At 70.2% G+C, this 14,410-nt stretch carries 11 protein-coding genes; 7 read left to right on the top strand and 4 right to left on the bottom strand.

What is annotated here, in order from left to right; all coding sequences use genetic code 11:
• Nucleotides 1-68: 68 nt before the first annotated feature.
• From ABEB12_RS15175 to ABEB12_RS15155, 5 genes are all read left to right on the top strand, one after another.
• A complete protein-coding gene (locus tag ABEB12_RS15175) occupies nt 69-1,664 on the top strand; it encodes a lipid II flippase MurJ (RefSeq protein WP_185064083.1) in 1,596 nt (531 codons plus the stop codon).
• Complete coding sequence (locus tag ABEB12_RS15170; RefSeq protein ID WP_185064082.1) at nt 1,661-3,124, top strand: hypothetical protein; 1,464 nt, start codon at nt 1,661-1,663, stop codon at nt 3,122-3,124. The genes ABEB12_RS15175 and ABEB12_RS15170 overlap by 4 nt, the downstream gene beginning before the upstream one ends.
• Nucleotides 3,105-3,767 carry a sugar transferase gene (locus tag ABEB12_RS15165; RefSeq protein WP_185064081.1) on the top strand — a complete coding sequence of 221 codons (663 nt, stop codon included), beginning with the start codon at nt 3,105-3,107 and terminating at the stop codon, nt 3,765-3,767. The genes ABEB12_RS15170 and ABEB12_RS15165 overlap by 20 nt, the downstream gene beginning before the upstream one ends.
• A gap of 4 nt (nt 3,768-3,771) precedes the next feature.
• On the top strand, nt 3,772-4,785 hold the full coding sequence (locus tag ABEB12_RS15160) for a glycosyltransferase (RefSeq protein WP_185064080.1): 1,014 nt from the start codon (nt 3,772-3,774) through the stop codon (nt 4,783-4,785).
• 118 nt (nt 4,786-4,903) lie between these two features.
• A complete protein-coding gene (locus ABEB12_RS15155; RefSeq protein WP_185064079.1) occupies nt 4,904-5,086 on the top strand; it encodes a hypothetical protein in 183 nt (60 codons plus the stop codon).
• 561 nt (nt 5,087-5,647) lie between these two features.
• Here ABEB12_RS15155 and ABEB12_RS15150 read toward each other — a convergent pair.
• On the bottom strand, nt 5,648-6,769 hold the full coding sequence (locus ABEB12_RS15150) for a right-handed parallel beta-helix repeat-containing protein (protein ID WP_185064078.1): 1,122 nt from the start codon (nt 6,767-6,769) through the stop codon (nt 5,648-5,650).
• Between the two features lie 129 nt (nt 6,770-6,898).
• Between ABEB12_RS15150 and ABEB12_RS15145 the strand changes: the two genes are divergently transcribed.
• On the top strand, nt 6,899-7,912 hold the full coding sequence (locus ABEB12_RS15145) for a GNAT family N-acetyltransferase (protein WP_185064077.1): 1,014 nt from the start codon (nt 6,899-6,901) through the stop codon (nt 7,910-7,912).
• A 14-nt stretch (nt 7,913-7,926) separates the two neighbouring features.
• Nucleotides 7,927-9,186 (top strand): nucleotide sugar dehydrogenase, encoded by a 1,260-nt coding sequence (locus ABEB12_RS15140; RefSeq protein WP_185064076.1) that lies wholly within the window; start codon nt 7,927-7,929, stop codon nt 9,184-9,186.
• Nucleotides 9,187-9,611: 425 nt separating this feature from the next.
• Here ABEB12_RS15140 and ABEB12_RS15135 read toward each other — a convergent pair whose 3' ends face one another.
• The 3 genes from ABEB12_RS15135 to ABEB12_RS15125 form a co-directional block, all read right to left on the bottom strand.
• The gene (locus tag ABEB12_RS15135; RefSeq protein ID WP_185064075.1) at nt 9,612-10,754 is read right to left on the bottom strand and encodes a hypothetical protein; all 1,143 of its coding nucleotides are present in this window, start codon (nt 10,752-10,754) and stop codon (nt 9,612-9,614) included.
• A 471-nt stretch (nt 10,755-11,225) separates the two neighbouring features.
• The gene (locus ABEB12_RS15130) at nt 11,226-13,109 is read right to left on the bottom strand and encodes an AAA family ATPase (protein ID WP_221498493.1); all 1,884 of its coding nucleotides are present in this window, start codon (nt 13,107-13,109) and stop codon (nt 11,226-11,228) included.
• Nucleotides 13,110-13,253: 144 nt separating this feature from the next.
• The gene (locus tag ABEB12_RS15125; protein WP_185064073.1) at nt 13,254-14,363 is read right to left on the bottom strand and encodes an NDMA-dependent alcohol dehydrogenase; all 1,110 of its coding nucleotides are present in this window, start codon (nt 14,361-14,363) and stop codon (nt 13,254-13,256) included.
• Nucleotides 14,364-14,410 lie beyond the last annotated feature (47 nt).

The following is a 14,410-nucleotide window of genomic DNA, read 5'->3' as shown; positions in this document are numbered from 1 at the left end:
CGCCACGAATTGGGTGTAACCGTAAGCCACACGAGGGGTAGCGCAGCGTGAAGGTGGGAGCTCCCCAGATGAGCACGGTGGACAACTCCGGGCGGGAGGACACGGCCCGGAACTCCGCCATTGTGCTGGTCTTCACCCTGACCAGCCGGGCGACCGGGCTGGTCAGGGTGCTGGTGATCGGCGCCCTGATGGGTGACACCTTCTTCGCCAACATCTTCCAGGCCGGCTACGTACTGCCGAACACGATCCACTCCACCATCTCGGGGCCGATCCTGGCCATGGTGCTGATCCCCAGCATCGTGCGCGCGCTGGACAACCACGGGATAACTCGGTCGCGGGAGCTGTTCGCCCGGGTGGGCGGCCGGATCGTGGCGATGACCGCCGCGGCGGCCGCGCTGCTCATGCTGGCCTCCCCGCTGGTGGCCTGGTCGTTCACCGCCGGCATCCCGGCCGACCAGCGCGACCGGGCCTTCCACCTGACCCTGGTGCTCATCCTGTTCGTGGCCCCCCAGGTGCCGCTGTACGCGCTGTCGGCGCTCGGTGTGGCGGCGCAGCAGTCGCGCGGCAAGTTCGCGCTGGCCGCCGCCGCGCCGGGGATCGAGAACATCGGCACCATCGTCACGGTGCTGGCCGCCACCTGGATCTACGGCCAGGGCCTGCAGGTCAACGAGGCCAGCGACGCGAACATGATCTTCCTGGGCGTCGGCACCACCGCGTCGGTGATCCTGCACGCCGGCCTGCAGATGTACGGCACCTGGCGGGTCGGCCTGCTCGGCGGGTCGGTGCGCGGCTACTCCGGCGACGCCGACGCGAAGGACGCGGTGCGCCGGGTCGTCCGGTCCATCCCGATCGCGGTCTGCCCGGCCATCACCAACTACGTGCTCACCGTGCTGGCCGCCCCGGTGGCCGGCGGCGTTCTGGTGGTGCAGCTGGCCTACCAGGTCTACTACGCGCTGTCCTACCTGGGCTCCCGCGCGGTGTCCATGGCCGCCCTGCCCAAGCTGGCCCAGGAGGCCGGCACCGAGAACCCGCGCCGGTTCGGCATCGCCTGGCGACAGGCGCTGTACTACGCCACGCTGGCCGGTCTGCCGGCCACCTGCCTGCTCGCCTCCTTCTACCCGCAGACCGCCGACCTGCTGGCCAACGGCGAGATGCGCGAGGCCAACCTGATCACCAACCTGGGCCTGTGCCTGCTGGTGGCCGCGTTCGCGCAGATGGCCGGCGGCATGCACGACTTCGGTAGGCAGGCGCTGTTCTCCCGCCTGGACGACCGCGGCCCCCGGATCGCCAGCTACGTGGGCTTCTTCGTGGGCATCGCGGTGGCCGCCGGCACGCTGCTGCTGCCGGCGGACGGCACCCGGCTGGTCGGCCTGCTGGTCTGCGTGCTGGCCGGCGAGGCCGCCTCGGCGATCACCGTGCTGAGCCGGATGCGGCTGCGGCTGCGGCCCGAGTCGTTCATCAACCACACGCACGTGGTCGCCATCGGGCTGGCCACGCTGGCCATGGCACCGGTGATCGTGGGCGGCCGGTGGCTGTTGGGTACCCTCGCACCCGAGCGGTACCTGGTCCTGCTCGTGCTGCTGGCTTGCGGCGCGATCGCGCTGGCCGCGTTCCTCGCGGTGGTGCGGTACGTGGGGGACCGAATCACGGCGGAGGCGTTATGACCCGACCCGCGTATCCGCAGGCCCGCGCGGCCGCGGGGCCGGCGCCGGCCGTAACCGACCCCAACGAGGGCTTCGGCAAGTTCGCCGGCCTGGCCATGCTGGCCACCGCGGTAGCCGCGGTGCTCGGCGCCACGGTCGGCGCGGGAGCCGCGTTCGGTGTGGTCGGCGGCATCTTGGGCCTGATCATCTTCGTCGCGGCCGCGAAGACCCCGATCTTCGCCACGTACGCCTACATCGGCACGATGCCGATCATCTCGGGCATCGACCGGGACGAGCTGATCCCGCTGGTCCGCCCGAACGAGGCGCTGCTGGCTCTGGTCATGGCTGGCGCCATCACCGGCGCCTACCTGCGCATGCTGCGCGGAGACTCGATCCGGCCCCGGTTCTACGGCCCGGTGGACGCCCCGCTGGGCATCTTCCTGCTGATGGCCACGGTGTGGCCGGTCGCCACCATGCTGCTGCGCGACCTGCCACCGGCCGGCGAGGACTACGCGTCCACGCTGCCGATGGTGAAGCTGGTCGGCATCTACTTCCTGGTGCGCTACACGGTGCACACCGAGCAGGAGACCGTGCGGCTGATCCGGTTCATAGTGTGGCCGGGCGCCACCGTGGCGCTGGTCGCGGTGCTGCAGACGCTCAAGTTCGGGCCCATGCTGGCCCTGCTGAACACCTTCTGGGCCTCGGCCGAAGGCGCCTCCGAGCTGGAGGGCCTCGGGGACCGGGGCAGCGCCACCCTGGGCTCCCCCATCGCCGCCGGCGACGTCATCATCATCAGCCTGATCATCGTGCTGTGCTGCGGCGCGCGCGGCCTGCTCGGCCGGCGGGAACGGCTGGTGCTGGCCCTGCTGCTGGGTACCGGGGTGTTCGCCGCCGGGCAGTTCTCCACCTGGATCGCCGCGCTGGTCGGGTTCGCCCTGATCGCCTGGCGATTCCCGGAGATGCGCCGGCAGGCCACCCGGTTCGCCCCGCTCGGCCTGGTCGCCCTGGTCATCGGCTTCCCCGCCTTCGTAGGCCGGCTGGAGGGCATCGGCGAGTACGGCGGATGGGTGCCGGAGAGCTGGCTGGGCCGCTACGACAACCTGGCCCACCTGTTCATCCCGCACTTCAACTGGGTGACCATCTGGACCGGGGTCCGGGTGAACCCGGTGCTGCACGCGCCGGAGCGCTGGCGCGACCTGACCTACCTCGAGTCGGGCATCCTCTGGTTCGTCTGGATCGGCGGCATCCCGCTGCTGCTGGCGTTCCTCTGGCTGTCCTACCGAGTGTTACGCACTGTGCGGCCGGCTATCCGCCATCCGGGCGCATTCGGCGCTTGCGCGTCAAGTTTGGAAATCGTTTGGCTGTTCTTGCTCGTTCTTACACTTATTGACCCACATCTTCAGCTGCGCGGCACCGGAGACTTGCTCTTCACCTTGCTAGCGATCACCGTTGGAGGGATCGATGCCCGACGTCGGACTTGACACCGCATTGCCGGAGGCGGCGACGTGGGAGTCAGTGGCGCGGCGCGCGGTCGACGTCACGGCGGCCGGTTTAGCCCTCCTGATCCTGGGCATCCCGATGATCATCATCGGGCTGACCATCCGGTGGACCAGCGTCGGTCCTTCCCTGTTCCAGCAGCATCGGGTCGGCCTCGGCGGGCGCACGTTCACGATGTACAAGTTCCGCACCATGCGCACCGGCGTCGGCGACGAGATGCTGCGCGAGCTGATCGCCGCCGAGCTGCGCGGCGAGGACACCTCGGTCGAGGGCAGCTACAAGCTGAACGCCGACCCCCGGGTCACCTCGATCGGCGCCTTCCTGCGCAAGACCAGCATGGACGAGCTGCCGCAGCTGATCAACGTGCTCTTCGGCGACATGTCGCTGGTGGGGCCGAGGCCGTGCCTGGAGTGGGAAGCCCGGATGTTCCCTTCGGAGTTCCAGCCCCGGTTCTCCGTGCGGCCCGGGCTGACCGGCCTGTGGCAGGTGTCCGGCCGGTCCACCATGGGCACGCTGGAGATGCTGCACCTGGACCTGGCCTACGTGCGCACCCGCAACCTGGTCGGCGACATGTCGATCTTGTTCCGTACCATTCCGAGCATGCTGCGAGAAAGCGGAGCCCGGTAGTTTCATGACCACCCTGTTCGTCGCCACCACTGGTGGTCACCTTGCCCAGCTGGACGGCCTCTCCCGACGGATCCCCCAGGACGACGACTCGGTGTGGGTGACCCACGCCAACGAGCAGTCCACCTCCCTGCTGGCCGGCCGGGACGTGGTCTACGTGCCCTACATCGGCTTCCACTCGGTGCCCGGGGTGCTCAAGGCGATGCCCCAGGCCCACCAGCTGCTCCAGCAGCGGAAGATCACGCGCGCGGTGTCCACCGGCTCGGCGATCGCGCTCGGCTACCTGCCTTACCTGGCCGCGCGCGGCGTCGAGTGCCACTACATCGAGAGCGCGGCCCGGGTGACCCACCCCTCGGCCACCGGGAAGGTGCTGCGCCGGGTGCCCGGCGTGCACTGCCACACCCAGTACCCGCACTGGACCGACCAGGGCTGGCACTACGGCGGCAGCAGCTTCGACGTGTACCGGCCGGAGGCCGGTGCCGGCCTGGCCGCGCTGACCGGCTCGGACGAGGTGCGCGTGGTGGTCACCGTGGGCACGGCGGGCGAGTTCCCGTTCCGCCGCCTCATCGAGCCGCTGGCCGCCCTGCTGGCCGAGGACGGACCGCTGAGCAAGGCGGTGGAGCGCCCGGTGCGGGTGCTCTGGCAGACCGGCTGCACGCCCGTCGACGGGCTGGGCATCGAGGCCCGTCCGTTCCTGCCGGCCGCCGAGCTGAACGACGCGCTGCGGGACGCCCACATCGTGGTCTCGCACTCCGGCGCCGGTTCGGCGCTGGCCGTGCTGGACAGCGGCCACCTCCCGCTGCTGGCCAACCGGCTGTCCGGGTTCGGCGAGGCCGGCGACGACCACCAGCTGGACCTGTCCAAGGAACTGGCCCGGCGCGGACTGGGCCGGCCCATCGAGGACCTGGCCACGCTGAACGTGGACGACCTGCTGGGCACCCTCGAGCACGCCGTGGTGAAGACGGACAACCCGCCACCGTTCCGGCTGGACAACGTCCCGGCCCAGGCGCTGTCGAGTTAGTCGAACGCTCGACTACTTCGTGGCTCGTTTGGGTATCCCCCAATCGGGTTGAAACGCTAGGCTGGCCCGGTTGCGATAACAAGGGTGACCCTGCCTCACATCGAAGGCGATTCCACTCATGTCACAGCAGACCTCCCGGCCTTCAGCCCTCAGCGAGCTGCGCCTCGACACGTGGGTTCCCCGGCGTCAGGACAGCCGCCTGCTCGGCTCCCTCGCGGACGTGCTGAGCGAGTTCGCCGGCACCCGGCGTCCCACCGTCCCCGCACAGCGCACCGCCCCCGAATCGCGCCCCGACGCCTGAGCCCCGCTCGGCGCGGCTCAGGCTCCAAAGGCGGCTCCGACGACGGCGGGACCCGCGGTTCCGACCGGTGCCGATTCTGAGGATGGCTTGGACCTCCGCGGCTGGGGCTGGTCCGCCGCGGCTCCGGCTCGGCCCGTTGCGTCCGGTCGCATCTCCCGTCTCGCCTCGGCTTGGACGGCCGCAGACCTTGCGTTCTCCCGCTTCGCGCGGCCACGCGTGTCTCAACTGCCTCTTCCGCCCCTCACATCCCATTGACCGCAGCTTCGCTCCGGCGAGAGTTACCTGGTTCAGGTTTTCGCAAGATCGAACCTGAACGGCGTGACGTTCGGCAGCAATAATCGGAATGGATCAAGATCAACTCATCATCAGAGACGTCCTACCAACAAGTAACGTCTGCGAAGATGAGTTGACCACCTCCCCGGCGCCGGCCGGGCGTACCTCGTTCCTGGCGCAACAGGCCGAGCCAAAGCCGCGGCGGACCAGCCACAGCCGCGCCGTCCGGCCGTTGTTGGAACCGGCACCGGAACCCACCGCTCGGTTCCCAGGGACCGGCGCCGAGCCTCAGCGTTCGGTGCGGTTGTTGTCGTTTCTCGCCGGCGCGGAGTCCGGGTCCGCCTCCAACACGGGTCGGTCGCCTTTCAGGACGTTGTCCGCGACCACGGCGTCCGAGGCGCCCTTGGTCAGCGCGATGCCCCGGTAGAGCTTCGGGCCGGCCAGGGTGTTGCCGCGCAGCTCGACGTGGGGATAGCCGGCGAGGCTGATCGCCTGGGCGCCGCCGACATCGCAGTAGTTGGCCACGAAGGTGATCGACCGCATGCCGGCCGGCACTCCGGGGTTGCCCTTCTTGCCCGTGCCGATCAGGCACTGCTCGGCGACCCGCTCGCAGCGGTTGCCGGATATCTCCACGTCGAACGTCGGCGGGGAGTCCGTGTCGAAGGTCTGGAAGCAGTCCGGGTGCGGCCCCTCGCCGGGCGGGTAACCGGCCATGGAGATGTCCCGAACCACGTTTTCGCTGATCCGCAGCCCGCTGCCGAAGAAGCGCACGCCGTCCGCGTCGTCGCTGCCGTCCGCGGCACCCTGCTCCCTACCGGGCGCCTCGGCGCGCAGCGAGCCGCTCACCGTGTTGCGCCGCACCGAGACCCGCTCGCCCTCCACCCGGATGCCGGTGCCCTCGGTGCCGTAGACCTCGTTGCCCTCCACCCGCGAGTCCACGCAGGTGCAGCTGATCCCGTTGCGCCGGGCACCCCAGACGTTGTTGTCGTGCGCGTCCAGCCCGGTGCCGCGCAGGTTCAGCCCGCCGCCCTCGCGCATGGTGAACCCGGCCACCTCGACGTAGTCCGCGCGCACGTCCACGCCCCGCACCTCGGCGCCGTCGGAGAGTATCCGCACGGGCACCCCGGGCAGCCCGGACCGGATCACCTTCAGCGAGACCGACAGCAGTCCGGGGCCGGTCAGGCAGACCGTGTCACCCGGGCGCGCGCCGTTCAGCGCCCGTTGCGCCTGGTCGGGGTCCGAGACGGCGTTGGGGCAGCCACCGGGCGGCAACGCGTTGCGGGCCGGCGGCGGCGGGGCGTTCTCCATACGTTCATCGGGTGACGGCGAACCGCACCCGGCCAACGCGGCCACCCCGAGGAGCACCCCGACCAGGAGTAGCACGCGCCAGTCCTGAGGCCTGGTCAGCACCGTCAAACCCCCACTCCGCACCGGCAGGTATCGTGACGGACGGGCCCGGGCCGGACAACATCCGCCCGGCGACGTACAGCACCATCCGAGGAGCACACCGTCAACGCGATTCACCGGGTTGATCCACGCTTGGACCCAAGGTGGGCACAGCTGGCCAGCGGGCCGGCGGGCAGCCTGTTCACCTCTCCGCCCTGGATCAGCGCAGTCTGCCACAGCTACGACTTCACCCCGAGCGCGCGGGTGGCAGTCGCCGAGAACGACCAGCCGGTCGGGGGCCTGGCCTGGGTGACCGTCGAGGACATCCGGGGCGCCCGCATCTCCGCCCTGCCGTTCTGCGACCGGGCGGACCCGCCGCTGCGTGACGGCGACCCGGCCGGCTGGCCCGGCCTGCTGGACGACGCGCTGGCCGAGGGCCACCCGTTCACCCTGCGCTGCTTCTCCGACCACCCGGCGGCCGCGGACGAGCGGCTGCGCCAGGTCGGCGAGGCGGCCTGGCACGGCACGCCGACCGACCTCACCGAGGACGAGCTGCACAAGAAGATCAGCTCGGTGTCCCGGCGGAACCTGAAGGCGGCCGACCGCAACGGCGTGAAGGTGCTCAGCGGCACCGACATCGACGCGGTGCGGGAGTTCCACAAGCTGCACGTGGGCCTGCGCAAGCGCAAGTACCGGCTGCTGGCGCAGCCGCTGAGCTTCTTCGAGAACATCTGGCGCGAGTTCACCGCCGCCGACGGGGTCGTCACGCTGCTCGCGGAGATCGACGGGGAGATCGCGGCCGGCGCGATGTACCTGGTCTGGGGCGACACGCTGTACTACAAGTTCGGCGCCTCCCGCTCCGAGTTCCTGCCCAAGCGCCCGAACGACGCGCTCTACTGGGCGGCCTGCAAGCTGGCCATATCCCGGGGCCTGCGGGGCATCGACTGGGGCATCTCCGACCTGGACCAGCCGGGGCTGGTGTCCTACAAGCGCAAGTGGGCCAGCGACGAGCGCCGGGTGGTCACCCTGCGCGGTGGCCCCGATCCAGTACCCAATCCTCAGGTCGGCGGCATGCTCGGCGAGCTGACCAGGTTGTTCACCGAGGACTCCGTCCCGGACGAGATCAGCACGGCCGCCGGCGCGCTGCTCTACCGACACTTCTGCTAGAGGGGTTTTCAGACATGACAGCGAGAGTGGTCATCCTCGGCCAGGGCTACGTGGGCCTGCCGGTGTCCATGCGGGCGGTCCAGGTCGGCTTCGACGTGGTCGGCTTCGACGTGGCCAAGGAGAAGGTCGACCGGCTGCGCGGCGGGCAGACCTACATCGACGACATCACCGACGCGGAGGTCGCCGAGGCGCTGGCCACCGGCCGGTTCACGCCGACCGCCGACCCGGACGACCTGGCCGGTTTCGACATCGCGGTCATCTCGGTGCCCACCCCGCTGCGGGACGGCGCACCCGACCTGTCCTACATCGAGTCGGCCACGGCCACCGTCGCCCCGCACGTGCGGCCCGGCTGCTGCGTGATCCTGGAGTCCACCACCTACCCGGGCACCACCGAGGAGATCGTGGTGCCGAAGCTGGAGTCGGTGAGCGGGCTGCGCGCCGGCCCGGACTTCCACGTCGGCTTCTCCCCGGAGCGGATCAACCCCGGCGACAAGGTCTACCGCCTGGAGAACACCCCGAAGATCGTCTCCGGCGTCGACGAGGCGTCCTTGAACGCGGTGGCCGAATTCTTCGGCGCGCTGGTGGAGAAGGTCGTCCCGGTGTCCGGCACCCGCGAGGCCGAGCTGGCCAAGCTGCTGGAGAACACCTTCCGGCACGTGAACATCGCGCTGGTCAACGAGCTGGCGGTGTACTGCCACGACCTGGGCATCGACGTGTGGTCGGTGATCGACGCGGCGGCCAGCAAACCGTTCGGGTTCATGAAGTTCACCCCCGGCCCCGGCGTCGGCGGGCACTGCCTGCCGATCGACCCCTCGTACCTGTCCTGGCAGGTGCGCCGCACCCTGGGCCGCAACTTCCGGTTCGTGGACATCGCCAACGACGTGAACGACCACATGCCGGACTACGTGGCCGACCGGACCACCGCGCACCTGAACGGCAAGCGCAAGTCGGTCAACGGCTCCAACATCCTGCTGATCGGGCTGGCCTACAAGCCCAACTCCGGCGACGCCCGGGAGTCGCCGGCGATCGCCGTGGCCAACCGGCTGGCCGACCTGGGCGCGCGGCTGCGCGCGGTCGACCCGCTCATCCCGGCCGACCACGTGCCGGCCGGCATCACCCTGGTGGCGGGCACCGAGGCGGACGTGGCGGCGGCCGACCTGGTGGTCGTCCTGACCGACCACGACGACATCGACTGGCCGCTGCTGGAGGCCCACGCGGAGAAGGTGCTGGACACCCGCAACCGCCTGCGCTCCCCCGCCGTGGACCGGCTGTAGGGCTCAGCGGAACCGACGGGGGCCTGCTGCACCTGTCCGGTAGGGCCGGCAGGCACCCGAGGTTGATGTCGATCTTCACTTGAGCCGGGTGCCGCTCTCAGGGCCGCTCGGACGGCGCGGCTGGGCGTTCTCCCGCCGTTCGGGTGCCACCCGTTGCATTGCGCCCGCTCCCGCGCGTCTTGGTTCCACGCCTTGGTTACGGACCGTGGTCAGGCCGCGGGCAGCCGCGCGGACGGCTTCATCGAGCGCAAGCTGAGTCCGGCGGATTCCATGATCGAACCGGACTGAGCCCGCGCTCGATGAATGACGAGCGTCCGGAGCCGTTCAAAAGCCGTGCCGGCCATCACGGTGCGCAACGAACGAGGCGCCAGGGGCCTGAATGAAGCGCAACGGGCCGTGCCCAAGCTCCGGGAGATCGCCGGCCCTCAGTGTGAGTTGGTGAGGTTGTTCGCCGGGGACTTCGCGCCGGACGCGGCCTTGCCGCGCAGCAGCAGGAACAGCTCCCGCACGGTGTCCCACAGCCGCATCCGGGCCGGGCCGGTGTCGTTCCGGTCCCATACCGCACCGGTGTGCGGGGCCAGATACGGAGCCACGAAGCGGCGCAGGCTGTAGTCGCCCCGACGCAGGTAGGTCAGCAGCTCGCGGACGTCCCGGGTGCCGTCGATCCAGTACAGGCCCTGCCGGAAGCTGTCCTGCCAGGCCGGCGTCTCGCCGTAGGCCACGTGCCGGTACTGGGCCAGCGGGAAGTTGACCCCGCACCGCAGCGCGAGCATCCCGGACAGGTTGTGCCGGGCGTTCACCTCGATGACCTTGTACAGGCCGTCGACCGGGTCCCGCTTGAACTCGATGTTGGCGAAGCCCTGGTAGCCCATGGCGGCCAGCAGCTCGCGGCCGACCTTGCGCACCTCCGGCAGGTCCCGGCTCACCGCCACGCACGGCGAACCGGTCTCCATCGGCGAGTTGCGGATCTTCTCGGCGGTCATCTCCAGCAACGGCTGGCCGTCCCAGAAGTAGGCGTTGTAGTTCGCGCCGCACAGCTCGTCGCCGGTGATCAGCTCCTGCAGCATGACCTCCAGCCCGGCTGCCCGCGCCTCCTGGAAGCCGGCCATCGCCTCGGCCACCGAGTTGACCGGCTTCCACTTGCGGCCGAACACCGCGTAGTACTGGTGGGAGATCATCGGCTTCAGCACGGCCGGGAACTTCGCGCGCGCGGCGAACCGGTCGATGTCCGCCGGCTCGCCCAGGTTCACCGAGACCGGCGCCGGTACCCCGGCCGCGTCGGCGACGGCATAGGTGGCCGACTTGTCCAGGCAGGCCTTGGCCACCGACTCGCTCGGCGCGGCCACCGCGAACCCGGCGGCCTCCAGGGTGGCGGCGTGCCGCACGACGGCCTGGAGCGCACGGTCCGAGCTGGGCATCAGCACCGCGTCCGGGTACCGGTCGGCCAGGCCGACCAGGAACGAGATGAACTCGCCCTCCCGCAGCTCGGGGTTGGGACAGACCAACGCCTCGCGCACCCAGCGGGAGGCGATGCCCATGTCACGTTTGTTGTACGTGACCACAGACACTGGTACGCCAGCCTGACCGAGCGCGCGCACCATCGCCACCCCTGGCGTGTACGCACCCAAAACAATGACTGGCCGCATCAGCCTGGCAACCCCTCCCAATAGAACAGGTCGACCAGCGTCACCGGAGCGGGACCCCCGCCACGCTGCCACCGGACTCATCCCACCGTACTCTCCCCCTCTCAGCAAGCTTTGACCGGCTTGACCTGCGAAAACCGGCGCAAAACTAAGGATGTTCAGGCCGTTGACAGCGTATTACTACGCAACGTAGTTTCCGCTCCGGAACATTAGCTACATCTAGTTGAGCTTCGCATTCACGCAGCGTGGCGATGCATTTCCCACTGGGCTCACAGTCACCAGTCGAAACGCCGTACAGCCAATCGGGCGACGCCGACGATCTTCACTATCAAGATCAAATATAGATCGCCCGATGATCGGGTGACGCCCGCCGGCCGATCGAAACATGTTCCCCACCTAGCTCATTGCCAACAGGCGGCTCAGCGCGGGAGCGATGTCGACCAGGCGCCGGACCGGTTGGTACTGGCCACCGCCCCGGCCGGCCAGCGCGGTGGCCGCCGTGGTGGCCTCCTCGGTGGGCAGCGGGCAGAGCACGTGCAGCCGGTCGATGCCACCCAGCGCGGTGCCCGGGTCCGCCCCGGTGGTGTGCAGGCAGTCGGAGAGCAGCACCACGATCCGCTCGTCGGCGGCCACCGTGGATAGCTGCCGGCTGGCCTCGCGCAGCGCGCCGGCCAAGTCGGTGAGGCCGTGCCCGCGCAACCCGACCAGCTCGCCGATCAGCTCCTCCGGCGGCCGGCGCACGCCCGCCGCGCCGAGCACGGTGACCTCCTCGCCGAAGGCGACCACGCTGGTGTCCAGCCGGCGCGACCCGCCGGAGGACGCGCTGCCGCTCGCCCCCGCCAGCACCACGCCGGCGGCGGCCACGGCGGCCAGCGCCACGGCCAGCCCGTGCATCGAGCCGCTGGAGTCCACCAGCAGGCAGATCGCCCGCCGGTGCGCGGTCCAGGTGGAGATGACCAGCTCGTCGGCGGTCGGTGGCCAGCGGCCGGACCAGCCGTCCAAGGTGCGATCCAGGTCCAGGTCGCCGTCCAGTTCCGCGCGCCCGCGCCGAGGGCCGATCTTGCGGGTCCCCCGGGACCGGGCCGGACCGGTCCGGCCGAGCTGGATGAACACCCGGCCGGCCAGCTTCCGGGCGGCCGCGCGCAGCTCCCGGTCGGTGGCCATGGCCAGGTCGGCCAGCATCGCGGCGGCCGCGTCCGGGTCCTCCCGCAGCAGGTCGGAGAAGGCCTCCTCGTCCAGCTCGCCGGCCTTCGGGGAAACCTTCTCGAAGTTCTCGTGCCGGTGGGCCAGCTCGGCGCGCCCATTGGTCCGGGCCGAGGGGTCCCGGCGGCGCCGGCTGGGTCGCTGCGCGCCTGCCTCGTCGGGCAGGCCGTTACCTTTTCCCTGGCCGCCCGATTGTTGCTCGCCGAGCTGTTGGCCCTGGTCCTCCGGTGACCCGTTCCGGTCCGGCGGTTGTTCCTCTTCCTCGGGCCAGAGCTGCTCGAGCAGCTCGTCGATCACCGACTCGGCGGTGCGGTCCACGCCCTCGGCCACCCGGATCCGCCCGGACAGCGCCGCGTAGGCCGCGTCCCGGGCGGTGTCCCGGACCAGCGCCGGCTCGCCGCGCAGCCGGCCCAGGCCGGTGAGCAGGTGCACCAGGTCGATCGCGCCGCGCACCGATGACCCCATCCGCACGTCCCGGTGCTCCCGGGTGGCCCGGGTGAGCGCCACGGACAGCTCCACGACCTTGCCGTTCACCCCGGTCATCCCGGTGGTGATGGCCCGCTCCGCCGGTTCGTCCTGGTAGCCGAGGACGATCCGGCACATCCGGTCGGCGATGGCCTGGCTGACCCGTGCGGTGCCCACCGCGTCGAACGGGTTCATCGCGGCGATCATCCGGAAGTTCTTGCCCGCGTGCACCGTGCCCAGCCGGGGGACCGCGATCTCCCCCTCGGTGAGCACGGTGATCAGCACGTTCAGCGTCTCCTCCGGCACCCGGTTCAGCTCTTCCAGGTAGAGCAGCCCGCCGCCGCGCATCGCGGTGAGCAGCGGGCCGTCCAGGAAGCTGTCCGCCCGGTAACCCTCGGAGAGCACCTGCGAGGGGTCGTAGCTGCCGATCAACCGGGCCGGGGTGAGCTCCGCGTTGCCCTCCACGAACACCACCTGCTGCCCGGCCTCGCCGGCGATCGCGCGCAGCAGGGTGGACTTGCCGGTGCCCGGCGGTCCCTCGATGACGACGTGCCGTCCGGTGTCCAGCGCGACGGTCAGGACCTCGCGCTCCCGACGCAAGCCGATGATCAAGTGCACCTCCGGGTGTGCGGGTCGCCGTTCCGCCGAACGTTTTCTATCGAGCGTTCAGCGGAACGGTAACCCGAACCGGCGCGTTCCGCGCCCTGTCTCCCCGCACGCCTGACTGGGCGCGCGCTCGGCCGGCGCGTTCCGCGCCTAATACACGATTACGCCGCGCACGTTCTTCCCCTCGACCAGGTCCTTGTAGCCCTGGTTGATCTCGTCGAGGGTGTACGTGGTCGTGATCAGCTCGTCCAGCTTGAGCTGGCCGGTCTGGTACATGTTGACCAGCCTCGGGATGTCCTTGAACGGGTCGCCCGAGCCGAACAGCGAGCCCTGGATGCGCTTCTCGAACAGGGTGAGCAGCGCGCCGGGGAACTCGATGGTGTTCTTGGTCGGGTCGGCCAGGCCGGTGATCACCACGGTGCCGCCCTTGCGGATGCAGTGGATGGCGGACGTGGTCACCTCGGTGGTCACCACGTCGACCGTGATGATCGCCTTGTCCGCGCCGACCCCGTGGGTCAGCTGCTGGATCAGCTCGTGCGCCGCCTCGGCGTCGGCCACGCTGTGGGTGGCGCCCATCTTCTCCGCCATCTCCCGCTTGTTCGGCAGCGGGTCGATGGCCACCACGTTGGCCGCGCCGGCCAGCGCGGCGCCCTGAACCGCGTTGATGCCGATGCCGCCGATGCCGTAGATGGCGATGGTGTCCCCCGGCTCCGTGGCCGCCGCGTTCACCGCCGAACCGAACCCGGTCGGCACACCACAGCCGATCAGCACCGCCTTGTCCAGCGGCACGTCGTCGGCGACCTTGATGGCGGAGTTCTCGGAGATCACCGCGCGCTCGGAGAACGTGCCGAGCATGCACATTCCGCCGATGTCCTCGCCGTCCGACCCGTGGAACCGGAAGGTGCCGTCGGGCAGGTAGCCCTCCAGGATGCCGGCCCCGAGGTCACACAGGTTGGTCATTCCGCTGGCGCAGAACCGGCAGTGCCCGCACACCGGCAGGAACGAGCAGATCACGTGGTCACCGGGCTTGAGCCGGGTGACCCCCTCGCCGACCTCCTCGATGATCCCGGCGCCCTCGTGCCCGCCGACCAGCGGGAACCGGGGGACGATGTCGCCATGCCGCAGGTGCTCGTCGGAGTGGCACAGCCCGGCCGCGACGTACTTGATCAGCACCTCGCCGGACTTCGGCGGGTCCAGATCCAGCTCGGTGACCTCGAACTCCTGCCCCGTTCCGCGCAGCACCGCTGCCCTGGTCTTCATTGACCCTCCTGTCAACGTTGGCTGGTTCGTTCCTAGCACCGCGCCTT

Origin of the sequence: Actinospineispora eucalypti, from assembly GCF_039543365.1 — a bacterium.
In the GTDB taxonomy this organism is placed as follows: Bacteria; Actinomycetota; Actinomycetes; order Mycobacteriales; family Pseudonocardiaceae; genus Pseudonocardia; species Pseudonocardia eucalypti.
Note: the sequence above shows the minus strand (reverse complement) of the source record. Positions and strands in the feature narration are given on the sequence as shown.